14 protein-coding genes are annotated in these 18,416 nt (G+C 68.6%); 4 read left to right on the plus strand and 10 right to left on the minus strand.

Going from position 1 to position 18,416, the window contains the following annotated elements; translation table 11 throughout:
- Positions 1-683 precede the first annotated feature (683 nt).
- Positions 684-992, minus strand: a complete 309-nt coding sequence (locus D9R14_RS22820; RefSeq protein ID WP_147452952.1) for a hypothetical protein — start codon at positions 990-992, stop codon at positions 684-686.
- 572 nt (positions 993-1,564) lie between these two features.
- On the opposite strand from D9R14_RS22820, the gene D9R14_RS05370 reads away from it, so the two are divergent.
- Positions 1,565-2,818, plus strand: coding sequence for an MgtC/SapB family protein (locus tag D9R14_RS05370; RefSeq protein WP_121622281.1), 1,254 nt, complete (start codon positions 1,565-1,567; stop codon positions 2,816-2,818).
- A gap of 48 nt (positions 2,819-2,866) precedes the next feature.
- A complete protein-coding gene (recJ, locus tag D9R14_RS05375; protein WP_121622282.1) occupies positions 2,867-4,675 on the plus strand; it encodes a single-stranded-DNA-specific exonuclease RecJ in 1,809 nt (602 codons plus the stop codon).
- A 119-nt stretch (positions 4,676-4,794) separates the two neighbouring features.
- On the opposite strand, the gene D9R14_RS05380 is transcribed toward recJ, so the two are convergent.
- The 3 genes from D9R14_RS05380 to D9R14_RS05390 are packed head-to-tail and all read right to left on the minus strand — an operon-like array spanning position 4,795 to position 8,312.
- The gene (locus D9R14_RS05380; protein WP_121622283.1) at positions 4,795-5,775 is read right to left on the minus strand and encodes a tripartite tricarboxylate transporter substrate binding protein; all 981 of its coding nucleotides are present in this window, start codon (positions 5,773-5,775) and stop codon (positions 4,795-4,797) included.
- Positions 5,776-5,818: 43 nt separating this feature from the next.
- A complete protein-coding gene (locus tag D9R14_RS05385; RefSeq protein WP_121622284.1) occupies positions 5,819-6,850 on the minus strand; it encodes an NAD-dependent epimerase/dehydratase family protein in 1,032 nt (343 codons plus the stop codon).
- A 10-nt stretch (positions 6,851-6,860) separates the two neighbouring features.
- Positions 6,861-8,312: an aldehyde dehydrogenase family protein gene (locus D9R14_RS05390; RefSeq protein WP_121622285.1), complete on the minus strand. Its 1,452-nt coding sequence runs from the start codon at positions 8,310-8,312 to the stop codon at positions 6,861-6,863.
- 155 nt (positions 8,313-8,467) lie between these two features.
- On the opposite strand from D9R14_RS05390, the gene D9R14_RS05395 reads away from it, so the two are divergent.
- Entirely contained in the window at positions 8,468-9,199 is a 732-nt protein-coding gene (locus D9R14_RS05395) for a GntR family transcriptional regulator (RefSeq protein ID WP_121622286.1), read from the plus strand.
- Positions 9,200-9,204: 5 nt separating this feature from the next.
- Here the strand turns inward: D9R14_RS05395 and D9R14_RS05400 are convergent, their stop codons facing one another.
- From D9R14_RS05400 to D9R14_RS05420, 5 genes are all read right to left on the minus strand, one after another.
- Positions 9,205-10,047, minus strand: coding sequence for a TPM domain-containing protein (locus D9R14_RS05400; RefSeq protein ID WP_245420586.1), 843 nt, complete (start codon positions 10,045-10,047; stop codon positions 9,205-9,207).
- Between the two features lie 39 nt (positions 10,048-10,086).
- Positions 10,087-10,701, minus strand: coding sequence for a LemA family protein (locus D9R14_RS05405; protein ID WP_121622287.1), 615 nt, complete (start codon positions 10,699-10,701; stop codon positions 10,087-10,089).
- A gap of 252 nt (positions 10,702-10,953) precedes the next feature.
- Positions 10,954-12,063, minus strand: a complete 1,110-nt coding sequence (locus D9R14_RS05410) for a serine/threonine protein kinase (protein WP_121622288.1) — start codon at positions 12,061-12,063, stop codon at positions 10,954-10,956.
- A 9-nt stretch (positions 12,064-12,072) separates the two neighbouring features.
- A complete protein-coding gene (gene trmFO, locus D9R14_RS05415) occupies positions 12,073-13,491 on the minus strand; it encodes a methylenetetrahydrofolate--tRNA-(uracil(54)-C(5))-methyltransferase (FADH(2)-oxidizing) TrmFO (protein WP_121622289.1) in 1,419 nt (472 codons plus the stop codon).
- 206 nt (positions 13,492-13,697) lie between these two features.
- On the minus strand, positions 13,698-13,862 hold the full coding sequence (locus D9R14_RS05420) for a DUF1127 domain-containing protein (protein ID WP_121622290.1): 165 nt from the start codon (positions 13,860-13,862) through the stop codon (positions 13,698-13,700).
- Positions 13,863-14,150: 288 nt separating this feature from the next.
- On the opposite strand from D9R14_RS05420, the gene D9R14_RS05425 reads away from it, so the two are divergent.
- Entirely contained in the window at positions 14,151-14,855 is a 705-nt protein-coding gene (locus D9R14_RS05425) for an FkbM family methyltransferase (RefSeq protein ID WP_170168510.1), read from the plus strand.
- A gap of 66 nt (positions 14,856-14,921) precedes the next feature.
- Here the strand turns inward: D9R14_RS05425 and uvrA are convergent, their stop codons facing one another.
- Complete coding sequence (gene uvrA, locus D9R14_RS05430; RefSeq protein WP_121622292.1) at positions 14,922-17,984, minus strand: excinuclease ABC subunit UvrA; 3,063 nt, start codon at positions 17,982-17,984, stop codon at positions 14,922-14,924.
- Between the last annotated feature and the right edge of the window lie 432 nt (positions 17,985-18,416).

The following is an 18,416-nucleotide window of genomic DNA, read 5'->3' on the forward strand; positions in this document are numbered from 1 at the left end:
GATAAACTATATTATCACTTCATTTGAATTATAGCACCGCATGAGTTAATATTTACAATTTCTCCATGTGTATTATATAATATTGTGACTTCATAATATTTTTCACCTTCAAGCCATGAAATAATACCGAATGGCCTCTTGACAGAAATTCTACAGCAATCATCTCCAAATTTTTTCTTAAAATCGCTCGAGTCAAGAACTTGAAACTGGCTAAAATACCATCTTTGATACCCTGGCGACATGACCTCTTCGATTGAGCGATCAATCAATTCCTTCTCGGATAATTGATGCGTGCCGCAGCTGCGATCAGAGCACCCCGAAAGGGGGGGTAGTAACAGACACAGCGCTAATGCCAATGGTATCTTTCGTGCCATTTCCATCTAGCTGAAGTCACAACGTTGCGGCTCTATTCAAGTCGAACGAAGTCACCTCTCCCTCCAAAAATCATGCTGAAGAATTGATATCTATATAAATTTGTTTAAGCGGGACTACAATAAAATCTTTTTCCTGCAATTCAAGATAAATAAGATCGTTAAAATTGTACTAAGACTCTATATTTGCGAAAATTAATACTCATTCTTTGAATAATTATGATATATCACCATTATTTCCTCCATAGACAGGATTTGCACTACTATATTATGTGTCCGCACAAATCCACATGTACAATAGATACTTCTTTATCATACTTTAATATTACCAAATAATAATTGCGATAAAATAAAAATTGTATCGTCTTTTTTGGTGTTATCTAACGAGGCGCTGCAACATTTATTTCCAAAAACGCGCAGAAAATCATCTGAACTTCGAACGCCGAAATCGTCAAAATACGGTTTAGTATATGGAATAGATAGCTCATTATCAATTGCGATTCTAGTTGCGCCGGCCGCTGATAACGATGATTTATTGCAATCATCGTCTACGCATCCAGCCAGGCACAAATATAATATGGCGGCTAATGACGAGCATATTTTTTCCAATAGCTTAATCATTATTTTTTCCAAATGCGGATATTTAGCATATTGTGCTGTCAAAGAAGTTATCTCTCCCTCCCAAAATCATGCCGATACCTCAGGATCGGCGAGAGCAGATACTCGATCAGCCGCCGCTCCCCGTCTTGATCTCCGTCGCCACCGCCATGCCCGCTTCGATCGGCCGGAAGCCCTGTTCCGTCTCGATCCCCGTCTCCCGCACCGGCACGCGCGCCACATAGACCGGCTGCTGCCCCTCGCGATCTCCGCCATCCTTGGCTGTTCATCTCTTCAGGCTACCATCCGCTCTGCGCCGCCGTAAGCCGGCCTCGCAAGGCGGGATGATTTGTTTCGGAGAGAGGCACCGCCCCGTCGCCTTCCGCCTCGATCGGTGGGCGTATGGACCGCGCCGGTGCTCCCTGCGGCCGGGAATGGATGCTCCGGTCATGCCGGAGCATGACGGTTCGGAAAAGACGCCGCCCAATGGGACGAGGGCAGTGCAGGGGCCCGCCGCCCCGCCCGCGGCAGGCCCCTTTTGGGGCCGGGTCTGCCCAGGTGCTATTCTCGTTGCCCCTCAGCCGGCGGAAGCCCCCATGCCCGAACTCATCCTCGGCCTTGCCACCGCCCTCGCCATCGGCCTCATGGTGGGCGTCGAGCGGGGGTGGCGCGAGCGGGACGAGCCGGCGGGAAGCCGCACCGCGGGCGTGCGCACCTATGCGCTGTCGGGGCTGCTCGGCGGCGTCGCCGCGGCGCTGGCCCAGGCCACGGGCAGCGCCGCCGTGCTCTGGGGCACCGGTCTCGCCTTCACCGCCGTGTTCTCCGCCTTCAAGTATCGCGAGATGGCGGAGGAGGAGGATTTCAGCGCCACCGGCATCATCGCCGCCATGCTGGTGTTCGCCCTCGGTGCGCTGGCGGTGGCGGGCGAGCCGCAGGCGGCGGGCGCCACCGCCATCGCGGCGACCGCGCTGCTCGCCGCCCGCGAGGTGCTGCACAAGATGGTGGCGAACCTCACCTGGGCCGAGCTGCGCTCCGCCCTCGTGCTGCTCGCCATGAGCGTGATCGTGCTGCCGCTGCTGCCGGACGCGACCATCGACCCATTCGACAGCATCAATCCGCGCCAGATCTGGACCTTCATGGTGCTCACCGCCACGGTCTCCTTCGCCGGCTATGTGGCGGTGAAGGCGGCGGGGGCGCAGAAGGGCATCCTCATCAGCGCGCTCGCCGGGGCGCTGGTGTCCTCCACCGCCGTCACCTTGGCCTTCGCCCGGCGCTCCGCCAATGACGAGCCGGCGGGCCTGCTGGCGGGCGGGGCGGCGCTCGCCGCCATGGTCTCGCTGCTGCGGGTGATGGCGATCTGCGCCATCGTCCAGCCCGGCCTGCTGCTGACGCTTGCGCCGCCGGCCGTTGCGGGGGCCGCTGCGTTCGGCGCCGCCGGCCTGTTGCTGATGCGCCGGCGCGAGGCGGTCACCGGCGATGCCGAGGCGCCGGGCAACCCGTTCGACATCGGCCCGCTGGCCGCCTTCGCCGCCTTGTTCGCCGTGGTCTCGGCGATCAGCGGCTTCCTGCTCAAGGTGGTGGGGCCGGACAGCCTCTATCTGGTGAACGCGGTGGCCGGCATCGTCGACGTGGACGTGCCCGCGCTGAACGCCGCGCGCCTCGCCGGCGGCGGGCTGACCATGGAGAACGCGGCGCTCGCCATCCTGATCGCGCTCGGCGTGAACGCGCTCGGCCGGGTCGGCTTCGCCGCCGCCGCGGGCACGGCCGGCTTCACCGTGCGCCTGTTGGCCGCGACGGCGGCGGCGGTGGCCGCGGCGGGGGCCGTGTTCATCGCCATCAACGCGGCCTGAGGCGCCGGCCCGCTCGACGCGGCGGCCGGCCTCTGTCTTGATGGCGCCGTGACCATCGCGCTGACGAATCGCCCCTTCCTCGATGTCGCCCAGTCGGCCACCGGCCGCGTCTGGCGCGACCGGCTGGATGTGCGCACCTCCCAGCTCGCCCTCGCCATGGCCCAGCGGCTCGGCATCGGCGATCTCGTCGCCCGCGTGCTCGCCGGCCGCGGCGTTGGCCTGGAGGAGGCCGAGGCCCATCTCGACCCCACCATCCGCGCGCTTCTGCCCGACCCCGACACCCTCACCGACATGGGCGCGGCGGTGGAGCGCCTCGCCCGCGCGGTGGCGGCCGGGGAACAGGTGGCGGTGTTCGGCGACTATGACGTGGACGGCGCCTGCGCCACCGCGCTCCTGGTGAGCGTGCTGCGCGCGGCCGGGCTCGATCCTCTGTTCCACATTCCCGACCGCATCTTCGAGGGCTACGGCCCGAATGCCGGCGCCATCGCGCAGCTCGCCGGCCAGGGCGTCACCTTGCTGGTGACGGTGGATTGCGGCACCACCTCCACCGCCGCGCTCGCCGCCGCGCGGGAGCTGGGGCTCGACACGGTGGTGATCGACCACCACCAGGCTGGCGAGGCGCTGCCCGAGGCTGTGGCGATCGTGAACCCGAACCGGGAGGACGACCTCTCCGGCCTCGGCCATCTGTGCGCGGCGGGCCTCGTCTTCGTCACCTGCGTCGGGCTGGTCCGTGCGCTCCGGCAGGCGGGCCATTTCACCACCGCCCGCCCGGCGCCGGACCTGCTTGCCGCGCTCGACCTCGTGGCGCTCGCCACCGTGGCGGACGTGGTTCCGCTCGTCGGCCTAAACCGCGCCTTCGTCACCAAGGGGCTGATCGCCCTGCGGCGGCGCGAGCGCGTCGGCCTCACCGCTTTGATGGACGCCGCCCGGCTCGACGGGCCGCCGCGCCCGTTCCATCTCGGCTTCCTGCTCGGCCCGCGCATCAATGCCGGCGGGCGGATCGGCGACGCGGCGCTGGGCACCCGGCTGCTGCTCACGCAGGACCCCATGGAGGCGAAGGCCATCGCCGCGGAGCTCGACCGCCTCAACGGCGAGCGCCAGGAGGTGGAGCGCGCCATCCTCGGCGCCGCCGAGGCGGAGGCGGACGCCGCGCTCGGCATCGGCGGCGACGGCGCCTGCGTCATCGTCTCCGGCGACGGCTGGCATCCGGGCGTCGTGGGGCTGGTGGCGGCGCGGCTGAAGGAAAAGTTCCAGCGCCCCGCCTTCGCCATCGCCTTCAACGGCGAGACCGGGACCGGCTCGGGCCGCTCGCTCGCCGGGGTCGATCTCGGCCGCGCGGTGCGCGAGGCGGTGGAGCTGGGCCTGCTGGTCAAGGGCGGCGGCCACGCCATGGCGGCCGGCCTCACGGTGGAGCGCGGCAAGCTGGGCGCGTTGCGCGCCCATCTGGAGAACCGGCTTTCCGCCGACGTGGCGCGCGCCCGCGCCGAGGGCGCGCTCACGCTCGACGGCGCGCTCACCGCCGGGGCGGCGAGCCCGGCGCTGGTGGAGACCATCGCCCGCGCCGGCCCGTTCGGCGCCGGCAATCCGGAGCCGGTGTTCGCCTTCCCGGCGCACCGCATCAGCTTCGCCGAGACCTTCGGCGCCGGCCATGTGCGCGCCCGCATCACCGCGGCGGGCGGGGAGAGCCTGAAGGCCACCGCCTTCCGCTGCGCCGAGGAGCCATTGGGCCGGGCGTTGCTCGCCGCGCGCGGGCGGCCGGTTCACGTCGCCGGCAGCCTCGACCTCGACACCTGGCAGGGCGAAACCCGCGTCGCGCTGCGCCTCAAGGACATCGCCGAGCCCGGCGGCCGGCCCTGAGGGCGCCGCCCGGCCGGGGCCGCGCCGTCCGAGACAGGAGCCGACGCGACCGGGCCAAACCTCGCGGGACCAGGCGGGGCGCGATCAGGCCCGGGCCGTGCAAGGCTTCTGCGGTCCGCTCAGGATTTTCCCGACCAGGGCTGGGTGGTCCAGAGGGCACGGAACTTGGCGTCCGCCTTGGCGAGGCGGGCGCGCCATTCGGGGCCCGGCAGGTAGTCCGGCTCGGTGAACTGGCTCTCGATCTTGGCCAGGAACTCCGGATTCTTCACCACCTTGGCGGTGGCCTCGGCGAGCCGCGCCATCACCTCCGGCGGCAAGCCCTTCGGCGCCACGATGCCCCGCTCGGAGCCCATCTCGATGTTCACCCCCTGCTCGCGGAAGGTCGGCACGTCCGGCGCGAAGCGCGAGCGGGTCGCCCCGCCCTGGGCGATCATCCGAAGCTGGGTCTTGAAGGGCGCCACCTCGCCCACATTGAGCCCCGCCACCGTCACCTGCCCGCCGATCACCGCCATCCGCATCGGCCCGGCGCCCGGGAAGGGAATGTGGTTCAGCTTCACGCCGGTCGCCTGCTCGAACAGCACCAGGCACAGGTGATCGTCGGTGCCGACGCCGGTGGAGCCGAAGGTCACGCCGCCCGGGTCCTTGCGGGCTGCCTCGATCAGCTCCTTGACGCTCCGGATCGGGCTGTCCGGCTTCACCGAGAACGCGGAGGGGTCGGAGACGAGGTTGGCGACAAAGTCGAAATCGTCCAGCTTGAACTGGGTGTTGCGCTCGATCGGCAGAGTGATGAGGCCCGGCATGTTGGTGACGCCAAGCGTATAGCCGTCCGGCCTTGCGCGGGCGACGCCGGCGAGCGCGGTCTCGCCCGAGGCGCCCGGCTTGTTGACCACCACCACCGAGCCCCCAAGCTCGGTCGCGAGGAAGCCGGCGAAGGTGCGGGCGGTCACGTCGGTGCCGCCGCCGGGCGAGAAGCCCACCACCAGCTCGATGGGCCGGCTCGGGAACGACTCGGCGCGCAGCACCGCGGGGGCGGCGACGAGGCCGGCCGCGACCCCGGCCGTGGTGCCGAGGAAGCGCCTGCGGGAAATCAGCGTGGTCATTCGGGTCTCCTCCATCTCGTCTTCTGTTTCGTCGTCGTCCGGTTCACTCGGCCGCGAGCGCCTTCGACCCCTCGCGCCAGGCGATGAGGCGGCGAATGCCCTCGCGCATGGTCACTTCGGGCTTCCAGCCGATGACGCGCTCGGCCTCCTCATGGGCGATGCGGAATGCGCCCCCCGTGGTCAGGCGCACCTTGCCGGGCTCCGGCGCCACGTGCTCCGGCGCGATCGGGATGCCGGCCACCTCGGCCACCAGGTTCACCAGCTCCAGCGTCGTCACCGGCGCCGGGCCGGAGAGGTTCACCGCCACGTCCGAAGCCGGCGCGGCGAGCGCGAGCGCGTTGGCGCGGGCGACGTCGCCCACATAGACGAAGTGCTTGGTCTCCGAGCCGTCGCCCAGCACGCGCGGGGCAAGGCCCTGCTTCAGCCGGTCATGGGTCTCGATGATGTAGAGCGCGTTGGCGGCGCGGTAGTGCTGGCGCTCGCCGTAGACGGTCGAGTAGCGCAGGATCACGTAGTCGAGCCCGTAGCGGCGGAAGGCGTCGCGGCACAGTTGCTCGCCGATGATCTTCGAAGCGCCGTAGAGCACGGCGGCGGGCGGCGCGCCGGCAGAATGGAACGGGGTCGTCTCCACCAGTTCGCCGGCCACCCCCGGCCCGTAGCCGTAGACCGCGTTCGAGGAGGCGAACACGAGCTTCTTCACGCCGTTGGCGCAGCAGGCGGCGATGACGTTGCGCACGCCGTCGATGTTCACCTCCAGGCCCACCTCCGGGTCGCGGTCCATGGAGATGGTCATCATGGCGGCGAGGTGGATCACGCCGTCCACGTTGCGGATCGCCCGCAGAAGCTGCGGCAGGCGGGTGATGTCCGCGGTCTCGATGCGCACCCGCGGATTGCCTTCCAGGTGAGCGATGGTCTCGCGGGCGCCGAAGGAGAAGTTGTCGAGGATAACCACCTCGGCGGCGCCCTGGGCGAGCAGCAGATCGGCGGTGGTGGAGCCGACGAGGCTCGCGCCGCCGACGATGAGGAAGCGGCCGCCGGGAATGGCGAGGGACGCAGTGCGTTGGGTCGAGGTCATGGGCGTTCCGTCAGCGTGCGATGGACATGGGTTGGTCGCTCAGGCCAAGGAAGATGCTCTTCACCTGGCCGTAGAGCCTGAGGCCGTCGATGCCCTTCTCCCGGCCGATGCCGCTGGCCTTGAAGCCGCCGAACGGCGAGGAGATGTGGGACTGCTTGTAGGTGTTGATCCACACCGAGCCGGCTTCGAGCGTCCGGCCGATGCGCCAGGCGCGGCGGAAGCTCTCGCTCCAGATGCCGCAGGCAAGCCCGAAGGCGGTGCCGTCGGCCTTCGCGATCAGGTCCGCCTCGTCGGCGAAGGGGAGCGCCACGAGGACAGGCCCGAAAATCTCCTCCTGGCACAGCAGGGCGTCGGGGCCGAGGCCCTCGATCACGGTCGGCAGGTAATAGGCGCCGGCGTCATAGTCGGCCCCGGTCGGGATGGCGCCGCCGGCCAGCACCGTTCCGCCCTGGGCGAGGCCGCGCGCCACGTGGGCCGCCACCTTGTCGCGGTGGTGGAAGGAGCAGAGCGGGCCCACCTCCACCTGCGGATCGGCGGGGTGGCGCACCCGGACCGCGCGGGCGCGCGCCGCCACCGCGTCCACCACCTGCCGGTAGACGCTCTCCTCGGCGAACAGGCGCGAGCCGGCGACGCAGCTCTGGCCGGCCGAGCCGAAGATGCCCGCCGCCACCGCCGCCACCGCAAGGTCGAGGTCGGCATCGGCGAACACGATGTGGGGCGACTTGCCGCCCAGCTCCAAAGCCACGGTGGCGAGTCGCTCGCCCGCCACCTTGCCGATGGCGCGGCCGGTCTGGGTGCCGCCGGTGAAGGAAATCATGCGCACGCCGGGATGCGCCACGAGCGCGGCGCCGACCGTCTCGCCCCGCCCCTGCACCACCTGCAGCTGGCCTTCGGGCAGGCCCGCCTCCAGGCAGATGCGCGCGAGCTCCGGCGCCAGCAGAGGCGTGTCCTCGGACGGCTTCAGGATCACCGCGTTGCCGGCGGCCAGCGCCGGGGCGACCTTGCTCGCCTCGTTCATGATGGGCGAGTTCCAGGGCGTGATGCACGCCACCACCCCGAACGGCTCCACCACCGTCATCGCCACATAGGCACCGCGGGCCGGGTGGACCTCGGTCTCCATCGTCTCCACGACGCCGGCATAATAGCGGAAGCTGCCGGCGGCCGAGTCCACCATGGCCCGGCATTCGGCAAGCGGCTTGCCGCTATCGCGCATCTGCAGCGTGGCGAGGCGATCGGCCTCGGCGGCGATGCGGCGGGCGATCTCCTGCATCACCTGCGCCTTGCGCTGCGGCAGCATGGCGCGCCAGGGCGAGGTGCGGAACGCCTCCCAGGCACGCGCCACCACGGCGTCGATGGCCGAGAGCGGGGTCGCCTCGACCGTGCCGACGATGCTGCCGTCGGCCGGGTCGATGCTGATGATCTCGGCATCCGCGGGCGTCATCGCCCGTGCACCCAATGGCATGCGGCCTCTCCTCCTGTTGTTCGCCGGCACGCTAGTCGGGTTGGCTTGGCCGCGGCCAGGGGGTAGATGCCGATGATCGGATCGATAGAATTATCGATAACGATAGGCGGGCCGGGGACGCACCCGGCCGCAGACCAGGGAAGCGACGTCACGCCATGAGCCGAGCCACCAGCGGTGCCCGCCGCCTGCCGGACGAGGACATGCCTCCCGCCGAGGCCCGCTTCACGCTGCCCGGCGACGACCGGCCTTTGGCGGGGCCGGTGGCGGCGGTGATCGCAGCGCTGGAGGCGGACATCATCGCCGGCCGCATCCTGCCGCGGAACCGGCTGATCGAAGACCACCTGATGGAGGACTACGGCGCCAAGCGGCACGTGGTGCGCGCCGCGCTGGAAGAGCTGGAGCGGCTCGGCGTGGTGGTGAAGCCGCGCTATCGCGGCGCCGAACTCAGGCGCTTCGACCGGGGCGAGATTGCCCGCCTCTACGACATGCGCGAGGTGCTGCACCGGGCCGCGGTCGAGCGCATCGCCGTGCCGAGCGCGGAGGCGCTGAAGCCGGTGCTGCATTGGCTCACGACCCATGCCGAGGCCGCGGGCGGGCAGGACCTCGTCGCCATCCACCGCACCAACATGATGTTCCACGACGCGTTCTTCGCCCTGTGCGACAACCCGTTCCTGGTGACGAGCATCCGCCAGCACGACTGGCTGAGCTTCCCGATCCGCGCCTATGGGGTGGCCGATGCCAGCGCCCTCGCGCAGGCATGCGCCGAGCACCGCACGCTGGTGGACCTGCTGATGGCCGGCCGGATGGATGAGCTTCAGGCCCTCACAATCTCGCACATGAGCCGGGCACGCAGCCTCTACGAGCAGAAGTTCCTGGCCGGGCGCTGAGCCCCCTACCAGCTCCCGGAGGCCCCGCCGCCGCCGGAGGAGCCGCCGCCCCCCGACCAGCCGCCGCCGCTCCCCGACGACCAGCCGCTGGAGCCGCTGTTCCAGTCCCAGGTGGTGATGGGGCCGCCCGCCGCGGCGCCGCGGCCCCGGCGCGCCGCCGGTCCGCGCGGGCCACCGCCACGGAAGGCGCGCCAGAAGATGTAGCCCCAGAACAGCAACATCACGGCGAGCAGGATCAGGTTCTCGATGTCCTCCTCGCTCCAGTCGCTCTGGGCTTCGCGCCGGGCGCGGTCGCGCGCCTCCTCCGGGTCGAGGTTGAGGATTTCCAGCACCGCGTCGGCGCCCTTGACGATGCCGCCCGCCATGTCGCCCGACTTGAAGGACGGGATGATGGCGTTGCGGATGATGGCGGAGGACACGGCATCGGTCAGGATGCCTTCCAGCCCGTAGCCCACCTCGATGCGCACCTTGCGCTCATTGGGGGCGACCAGCAGCAGCACGCCGTTGTTCTTCTTCTCCTGGCCGAGCCGCCAGTCGCGGAACAGGCGGTTGGCATAGTCCTCGATGGAGGTGTCCTGGAGCGAGGGAACGGTCGCCACCACGAACTGGTCGGTGGCCTTCTCCTCCTGCGCCGCCAGCTTGGCGTCGAGCGCGGCGCGGGTGGCGGGATCGAGCACGTGGGCGTCGTCCACCACCCGGCCGGTGAGCGGCGGGAAGGTCAGCTCCGCCTGTGCCGGGAGCGCGGCGAAGACCGCGCAAACGGCCACGAACAGGGCCGCGGCCAGCCGCAGGCCGGCCGCCCGCATGCGGAACCCGGCTGCGGGGAAAGGCGACTGACGGCGCGCCATGCTCACGGCCTCACGCCTCCTCAACGGGTAGCCGCGCCGCTACTTGCCGAAATTCACCTTCGGCACCTGCATCTGCTGCTCGGAGATGGTGAAGGTCTCCATCGGCTTGTTGCCGCGATAGAGGATCGAGGCCCAGATCACGCCGGGGAAGGTGCGCAGCTCGGTATTATAGACGCGCACCGCATCGATATAGTCGCGCCGCGCCACCGCGATGCGGTTCTCGGTGCCCTCGATCTGCGACTGGAGGGCGAGGAAGTTCTGGTTCGACTTCAGGTCCGGATACGCCTCGGAGATGGCGATCAGCCGCCCGAGCGCGCCGGACAGACCCGCCTGCGCATCCTGGAACTGCTTGAACTGCTCGGGATTGGTGATGGTGGAGGCGTCCACCCGGATCGACGTCGCCTTGGCGCGCGCCTCGACCACGGAGGTCAGCACGTCCTTCTCCTGGGAGGCGTAGCCCTTCACGGTCTCCACCAGGTTGGGGATCAGGTCCGAGCGGCGCTGATACTGGTTCAGCACCTCGCTCCAGGCGGCCTTGGCCTTTTCCTCGCTGGTGGGGATGACGTTGACGCCGCATCCCGAGAGCACCATCGCGGCCAGCACGGCGAACACCGGCGCCTTGAGGCGACCGAGCGACTGGACGAGCGCAGACATGCCTTCTTCTCCCGAATCCGCGGCTCCGCAGCGCCGCTGGCGCGCCTTATAGCATGCCGTCCGCGGCATTTCTCGGACCGGCGCGGCCCGGCGGCGGCGCCCGTGCGCCCGCGGCCGCGGCCGCCGCACGACGGGCGCGATGCCGTCTGCTCAGGTAAAGATTCAGCTTTCGGCGAGAAGAGCAGCGCTGCGCGGATGGGGCAGGGGGCGGCAGGTGATCGGCCGGGAGTCCCGCGCTCCAGGTTTGCGCCGTCACGCCGCCGTGCGGGTGATCCGGTCCGTCAGGTTCAGCCGGGCGCGGGCGATCTCGGCCATCAGGGCGCGCACGTCGTCGGAGCCGGACAGCGCGTCCACCATCTCGATCTGGTTGCGCGCCACCAGCAGCAGCAGGTCGTCGCGCACCGCCCCGTCGGGGCCGAGCGGCAGGCGCGGGACGATCTGGACGTGGTCGAGATGGGGCCGGTCGGGCAGCGCCGCGTCGAGATGGCCGCGCACCGCCTCCACGGAGAGCTCGGCGCCCGCGCGCGGCGCGACGAAAGCGTAGAGCCCCACCTTGCCGCCCAACGTCTGGAAGTCGGCCATGTGCACCGCCTCCACCTGCGGATGGGCGGCGAGCGCCGCGGCGATGCGCGGGCCCACCTGCGTCACCCGCGGCCCGCGGCCTTCGGTGTCGGAATAGGACATCAGCCGGCGCGTCACGAAGCGGTAGACCTTCTTGCCGGTGGCCATCCACACGCGGGTGATGACGCTCTTCTTGGCCAGCATCGCCTTCTCGCGCGGCGTGAGGTCGCCGGGGCAGTAGGTGCGCTTGTGCTTCAGAAGGTGGCGCAGGTCCTCATAGGCCAGCACGCGGCCGAGCTTCCAGCGCCGGCTGATCGGCAGCGCGAGCTGGAAGTCCATGAGCCAGGCCTCGCCGTCCGCGCCGCGCAGCCAGTTCTGCTGCTTGGCGAGGTCGTTGTGCACGTAGCCGGCGCGGTGCAGCTGGCGCAGCGCCGCGCGGGCGGAATGGAAGAAGTGCCGGTCGCCGTGCGGGCGGGCGATGTGGAGCGGCACGCCCTCGATCCAGCCGCGCACCAGGAAGCGGTCGCCCACCGCCAGAAGCGGGGTGGTGACGCCGGTGCGCGTGACCTTCTCCAGCGCCCGGCGCTCGAACGCGGCGAGCCGGGCGGCGAGCAGCGCGAACCAAAGCGAGACGGTATCCCAGCGCCGGCGCACGGCTTCGAGCGCGCGCCCGTCGCGGGTCACATAGGTGCCGCGCTCGACGGTGGAGAACACGTCGCGCTTCAGCACCGTATCGACGCGGAAGGCGCCGGGATCGGCCTCATATTCGATTGCAACGTCTGGATTTTCGCGGCGCGGCATCGGGCTTTTCTAGGCGGCCTTCCCGGCCGTGTCGAGCCAGAGGGCGAAATCGGCGAGCGCGCGGGCGGCCTGCGCCCGCTTCTTGGCGAGCGTCTTCTCGGATCCGCGCAGGCGCTTGCCGTCGGCGGATTTCGGCGCCTCCGTGAGCGGCGGGAACAGGCCGAAATTCACGTTCATGGGCTGGAAGGCGCGCGGCCCCTCGCCCTCGGGCGCGTCGAGATGCCCACCCGTGATGTGGGCGAGCAGGGCGCCGTGGGCGGTGGTGACGGGCGGCAGATCGGGCGCAAGGCCGCGCCGCTCGGCGGCGGCGAAGCGCCCGGCCATGAGCCCCACGGCGGCGCTCTCCACATAGCCCTCACAGCCGGTGATCTGGCCGGCGAACCTGAGGCGCGGCAGCGCCTTGAGGCGCAGGCTCGCATCCAGCAGGCGGGGCGAGTTGAGATAGGTGTTGCGGTGGAGCCCGCCGAGCCGGGCGAATTCCGCACCCTCCAGCCCCGGAATGGAGCGGAAGATGCGCGCCTGCTCGCCGTGGCGCAGCTTGGTCTGGAAGCCGACCATGTTATAGAGCGTGCCGAGCGTGTTGTCCTGCCGCAGCTGCACCACCGCATAGGGCTTCACGCCGGGGGTGTGGGGATTGGTGAGCCCCACCGGCTTCATGGGGCCGAAGCGCAAAGTCTCGCGGCCGCGCTCGGCCATCACCTCGATGGGCAGGCAGCCGTCGAAATAGGGCGTCTTGGCCTCGAAGTCGCGCATGGGCGCCTTCTCGCCGGCGATCAGCGCATCCACGAAGGCGTTGTACTGCGCCTCGTCCAGCGGGCAGTTGATATAGTCCGCCCCGGTGCCGCCCGGGCCTTGCTTGTCGTAGCGCGACTGGAACCAGGCCTTGCCGAGGTCGATGCTCTCGAAATGGACGATGGGGGCGATGGCGTCGAAGAAGGCGAGCGCCGCCTCGCCGGTCACGCCGCGCACCGCCTCCGCGAGAGCCGGCGAGGTGAGGGGGCCGGTCGCGACGATCACGCTTTCCCAGTCCTCGGGGGGCAGTCCGGCGATCTCCGCGCGGTGGATGTCGATGAGCGGATGGGCTTCGAGCGCGGCGCCGACCGCCTGCGAGAAGCCGAGCCGGTCCACCGCCAGCGCGCCGCCGGCGGGCACCTGGTTGGCATCGGCGCAGGTGAGGATGAGCGAGCCGGCCTGCCGCATCTCGGCATGGAGCACGCCGACCGCATTGGTCTGCGCGTCGTCGGAGCGAAAGGAATTGGAGCACACCAGCTCGGCGAGGCCGTCGGTGAGATGAGCCTCGGTGGTGCGGTGCGGGCGCATCTCGTGCAGCACCACCGGGACGCCGGCCTGCGCCAGCTGCCACGCCGCCTCGCTGCCCGCGAGGCCGCCGCCGATCACGTGGACCGGCCTGTGAGCGGCATGCGCCATGGGCTCAGGCTGCCGGGTTTCGCTCAAGGCTCAAGCCTCCCGCCGGACGCCCGACGGGGCGTCTCGAAGGGGGCGTTCTGTGCCACAAGGGCGAGGATCGCAGCAAGGAAAAAGGAGGCGGCCCGGCACCTTCACGCCAGGCGCCTGCCGCCGCCCGCCCGCGCGTTTCCCATCGCGCGGGCCGATCCCGATCAAAGACCGGCGCCTCAGGCGCCGAGGGACGCTGCCCGGCGCGCAACCGAGCGGATCTCGCCGCGACTGACATTGATGTCGGCCAGAGTGCGATCGTCGAGCTTGGACAATTCCACGACGGTATTGCGATAAACCTGCCAGCGGCGCAGCTGCTGCGCCAGAAAACCCCAGAGAACCATAGCTGCCTCCAATGGTGCGGCTGCTCACTGGGGAGCAACCCGCCTGTTGGAGGGGAACATAAACACCTGACGGAAAGGGAGAAGTCGAAATGCTGCATCGCAGTACTGCGCCAGCCGCAGATGTGGTATCGGGATGTTCGCGGCCGCACGCAGGTGTTGTAAACGGGGTACTATGTTAGCAATTATCTCACGAACTTTGGGTCATTCTTCAAGCTGAGCTGGAGGTGCCAAGGTATTGATGCTAGCCAGTCGACTTGGCATTGGCAATCTGCGGGGTGAGCCATGGCAATGGTCGGCAAGGCCGAAACGTCGGTGTTTCCTGCCGAGGTCGAACGGAGTTTGGTTTCTCATTTTTTTGATAGAAATGATGGTATTTTCGTAGAGGTTGGCGCCTTCGACCCGGTGTTTCAGAGCCAGACCTATCACTTGGAAATAAGCGGCTGGCAGGGTGTCCTAATCGAGCCCGAGCCCAGCCAGGCAGACCATTTGCGCAAGTCGCGCCGCGGGATGGTCTTCGAGGTGGCGTGCGTGGCGCCGGATGCAGCGGGCCGCGTCGTGCGGCTGTGGTCCCGGCGCGGGCTCAGCACGCTGCGCTTCCGCGAGAAGCAGGCCGAAGGCGGGACCGTGGTCGATGTCGCCTCCGCGACGCTCGATCAGGTGCTCGGCGAAGCCGGGTTCGACCATGTGGATTTCGTGAGCATCGACGTCGAGGGTTCGGAACCGGATGTGCTGCGCGGCTTCGATTTTGCGCGCTGGCGTCCGCAGCTGATTCTGATCGATGACCGCGAGCGCTTCGGGGAAACCAGCCGGCTCATGGCGCGCAACCGCTACAAGCTGGTGCGCCGCACCGGCCACAATGGCTGGTTCGTGCCCAAAGACAGCGGATTTCCGGTCGGGCTGACCGGCCGCCTGCAGCTGATGTGGACCTACGGTCCGGGTCGCCTGCTGCGGCGGACACGGTCGCGCCTCAGCGAGCGCTCCGCCACCCCCTGAGGCATCGGACTTGCCTTGTGGGGCCGGCCTTGGGGTCGCAGCGCCCTGGCCTGTTCCCGGCGGCGCCTATTCGGCGGCGCGCCGGCGGCTGGAGCGCCGCGGAGGCGCCTTGGCCCCATCGCTCGCGGCCGGGACCGGGAGCGCGGACGCTGCCGGCTGGGCCGTTGCAGGCTCTCCCGCGTTCCGTTCGGACGTTTTCCGCTCGGACGTTTTCTGCTCGGACGTGGGCCGGCGCGCCAGCACCTCGGCGAGGAACCGCCCGGTGTGGGAGCGCTTCTCCTTCGCCACCGCCTCGGGCGGGCCCGCCGCGACGATCTCGCCGCCGCCGTCGCCGCCCTCCGGGCCGAGGTCGATCACCCAGTCGGCGGTCTTGATGACCTCCAGATTGTGCTCGATCACCACCACGGTGTTGCCCTGGTCCACCAGTTCGTGGAGCACCTCCAGGAGCTTCTTCACGTCGTGGAAGTGCAGGCCCGTGGTGGGCTCGTCGAGGATATAGAGCGTGCGGCCGGTGGCGCGCTTGGACAGCTCCTTGGAGAGCTTCACGCGCTGCGCCTCGCCGCCCGAGAGCGTGGTCGCCTGCTGGCCCACCTTGATATAATCGAGCCCAACCCGGTGCAGAGTCTCCAGCTTCTCGCGCACGGAGGGCACCGCCTTGAAGAAGGCCGCCCCTTCCTCCACCGTCATGTCGAGCACGTCGGCGATGGACTTGTCCTTGAACGTCACCTCCAGCGTCTCGCGGTTGTAGCGCCGGCCCTTGCAGACGTCGCAGGTGACGTAGACGTCGGGCAAAAAGTGCATCTCGATCTTGATGACGCCGTCGCCCTGGCAGGCCTCGCAGCGCCCGCCCTTCACGTTGAACGAGAAGCGCCCGGCGCCATAGCCGCGCGCCTTGGCCTCCGGCAGGCCGGCGAACCACTCGCGGATCGGCGTGAAGGCGCCGGTATAGGTCGCCGGGTTCGAGCGCGGGGTGCGGCCGATGGGCGACTGGTCGATGTCGATCACCTTGTCGAGGTGCTCCAGCCCCTCGATCCTGTCGAACGGGGCCGGGGCCTCGCTGGCGCCGTTGAGGCGCCGCGCCACCGCCTTGTAGAGCGTGTCGATCAGCAGCGTGGACTTGCCGCCGCCCGAGACGCCGGTGATGCAGGTGAACAGCCCGAGCGGAATTTCCGCCGTCACGTCCTTCAGGTTGTTGCCGCGCGCGCCGGTGAGCTTGAGCATGCGCTTGGCATTGGGCTTGCGCCGCGCCGGCACGCCCACCGAGAGCGCGCCGGTGAGGTATTGCCCGGTGAGCGACTCGGGATTGGCGAGGATTTCCGCCGGGGTGCCCTGGGCCACCACGCGGCCGCCATGGATGCCGGCGCCCGGCCCCACATCCACCACATGGTCGGCGGCGAGGATGGCGTCCTCGTCGTGCTCCACCACGATCACGGTGTTGCCGAGATCGCGCAGGTGCTTGAGCGTGACCAGCAGGCGCTCGTTGTCGCGCTGGTGCAGGCCGATGGACGGCTCGTCCAGCACATAGAGCACGCCGGTGAGGCCGGAGCCGATCTGCGAGGCGAGGCGGATGCGCTGGCTCTCGCCGCCCGAGAGCGTGCCGGAGGCCCGCGCCAGCGTGAGATATTCGAGCCCCACATCCAGCAGGAAGGTGAGCCGCTCGCGGATTTCCTTCAGGATGCGCCCGGCGATCTCGTTCTGCTTGTGGGAGAGCTGCGGCGGCAGGTCCTCGAACCAGCGGGCGGCGGCCTTCACCGACAGCTCGCCGATCTCGCCGATATGCCGGCCCGCCACCTTCACCGCCAGCGCCTCGGGCTTGAGGCGATAGCCATTGCAGGCGGCGCAGGGCACGGTGGAGAAGTATTTCGAGATTTCCTCGCGCGCCCAGTCGCTTTCCGTCTCCTTCCAGCGCCGGTCGAGGTTCACCACCACGCCCTCGAAGGTCTTCTGCGTCTCGTAGGAGCGCAGGCCGTCGTCATAGGCGAAGGTGACCTTCTCGCCCTTGGAGCCGTAGAGGATGACGTCCTTCGCCTTCTCCGGCAGGTCCTCCCACGGCACGGTGAGCTTGAAGCCGTAGTGCTTCGCCAGCGCGTCCAGCGTCTGCCCGTAATAAGGCGAAGTGGATTTCGCCCAGGGGGCGATGGCGCCGTGCTTCAGCGAGCGCGCCTTGTCCGGCACCACCAGCTCGGGATCGATGGTCTGCTCCACGCCGAGCCCGTCGCAGGCCGGGCAGGCGCCGAACGGATTGTTGAACGAGAACAGGCGCGGCTCGATCTCCGGAATGGTGAAGCCGGAGACGGGGCAGGCGAACTTCTCCGAGAACATGATGCGGCGCGGGGCGCCGTGCTCGTCCTTCTCGTCGGCATATTCGGCGACCGCGATGCCGTCGGCGAGGCCCAGCGCGGTCTCGAAGCTGTCGGCGAGGCGCTGGGCAAGGTCGGCGCGCACGACGATGCGGTCCACCACCACGTCGATGTCGTGCTTGAACTTCTTGTCGAGGGCAGGGGCGTCGGCAATCTCGTGGAACGCGCCGTTGACCTTCACCCGCTGGAAGCCCTTCTTCATCCAGTCGGCCATTTCCTTGCGGTACTCGCCCTTGCGGCCGCGCACCACGGGCGCGAGCAGGTAGAGCCGCGTGCCCTCGGGCAGCGCGAGCACGCGGTCCACCATCTGCGAGACGGTCTGGCTCTCGATCGGCAGGCCGGTGGCGGGGGAATAGGGGATGCCGGTGCGCGCCCACAGAAGGCGCATGTAGTCGTAGATCTCGGTGACGGTGCCGACCGTGGAGCGCGGGTTCTTCGAGGTGGTCTTCTGCTCGATGGAGATGGCGGGGGACAGGCCGTCGATCTGGTCCACGTCCGGCTTCTGCATCATCTCCAGGAACTGGCGCGCATAGGCGGAGAGGCTCTCCACATAGCGGCGCTGGCCCTCGGCATAGATGGTGTCGAACGCGAGCGAGCTCTTGCCCGAGCCGGACAGGCCCGTGAACACCACGAGGGCGTCGCGCGGAATGTCGAGATCGACATTCTTCAGATTGTGCTCGCGCGCGCCGCGAATGGAGAGGGTGCGGGTATCGCGGCGGGAGGCTGCCGGGGCGGGCAGGTCCCGCGCGGGAGAGGTCTTGCTCTTCATGAACGTCCGGGGCGGCCCACGGGCCGGAACAGGGGGCGGGTCAGGACCGGCGCGCCGGCGCCCGCGAGCGGGGAGCGGCAAGGACACCGGGAACGGAGACGGATACGGCACGGGCGCCGCGATGGATGGCGCGCGCCGGCCAGGGGAGCGGCGGCGCCGCCGCCGACGTGCGCAGCGCTGCGCGGCGGCGCGCGGCCCGGCGGGCTGTTCCGGATGCTTCCAGCAGGCGCATGGTCATGGCTCGAATGTAATGGCCTGTGTGCGATGCGGTAGGGAACATGACAGGAACATGTGAATCGGGCTCGGCGAATTCTGGATTGGGCGACGACTGAGAATCAGGGGTTGCGCAACCGGCCGCCCAACTATAGAACATAATAAGAACATCAGTGCCACCTCTATCTGCCCGCGCCGGGCGCCGTCGGTCCCCGGATG

The organism is Xanthobacter tagetidis (assembly GCF_003667445.1).
GTDB lineage: Bacteria > Pseudomonadota > Alphaproteobacteria > Rhizobiales > Xanthobacteraceae > Xanthobacter > Xanthobacter tagetidis.